Origin of the sequence: Dickeya chrysanthemi NCPPB 402, assembly GCF_000406105.1 — a bacterium.
Classification (GTDB): domain Bacteria; phylum Pseudomonadota; class Gammaproteobacteria; order Enterobacterales; family Enterobacteriaceae; genus Dickeya; species Dickeya chrysanthemi.
Map to the genome: position 1 here is coordinate 1 of NZ_AOOA01000070.1, position 1,047 is coordinate 1,047.

The following is a 1,047-nucleotide window of genomic DNA, read 5'->3' on the forward strand; positions in this document are numbered from 1 at the left end:
ATTAGATGATTTACCTACAAAAAAACCTAAAACTATTTTTTATAAACCTGAATACAGTAGTGGTAATGGAACTGAACAGATGAAAAATCTTTTTGGTGAAAAGGCATTTAAAAATCCTAAACCAGAAGAACTTATCCAAGATTTTATTACCATCACAACCAACGAATCCGACATCGTCTTAGACTACCATCTTGGTAGTGGCACAACCGCCGCCGTTGCCCACAAAATGAACCGACAATATATCGGTATTGAACAAATGGATTATATTGAAACGCTTGCCGTTGAACGCTTGAAAAAAGTGATTGATGGCGAGCAAGGCGGTATTTCCAAAGCCGTGAATTGGCAAGGTGGCGGCGAGTTTGTCTATGCCGAACTTGCTCCATTTAACGAAACCGCAAAACAACAAATTTTGGCTTGCGAAGATTCAGACGGCATCAAAACGCTGTTTGAAGGTTTATGCGAACGCTATTTCTTGAAATACAACGTCAGCGTAAATGAATTTAGTCAAATCATTCAAGAGCCTGAATTTCAATCCTTGGCATTAGACGAACAAAAACAAATGGTGCTTGAAATGTTGGATTTAAATCAAATGTATGTTTCATTATCCGAAATGGATGATGAGCAATTTGCAGGTTGCTTAAATGATGACGATAAAGCGTTAAGCCGTGAATTCTATCAATCAGCAAAAAATCAAGCGGAGAAAAAAGATGGCGAATAATAAAACGTTATTTGATTGGGTGGAAGACCGCAAATCAACGCTGGAAGAAATAGAACAGACAGATTTTTTCGCGCTGCCTGAATTTGTAGAACGCAATTTAAAATATCCGTTTTTTGAATGGCAAAAATCGGCTTTAGAAAACTTTGTGATTTTTGACCGCGCTTCAAAATTAAAGGATTTCCCTGACATCAAAAACCGCCCTACCCATTTGCTGTTCAATATGGCAACAGGTGCTGGCAAAACGATGATGATGGCGGCGTTGATTTTGTATTATTTTGAAAAAGGTTATCGGCATTTTTTGTTTTTCGTCAATCAAAATAATATCGTGG

General features: G+C 37.6%; 2 protein-coding genes. Both read left to right on the forward strand.

Translation table 11 applies throughout. The annotated features are described in order from the left end of the window. On the forward strand, positions 1-718 hold a 718-nt coding region (locus DCH402_RS00095), incomplete at its 5' end, for a DNA methyltransferase (protein ID WP_039998834.1). Continuing rightward, the coding region (locus DCH402_RS00100) for a DEAD/DEAH box helicase family protein (RefSeq protein WP_039998832.1) at positions 708-1,047 on the forward strand (340 nt) is incomplete at its 3' end. The genes DCH402_RS00095 and DCH402_RS00100, both read left to right, overlap by 11 nt.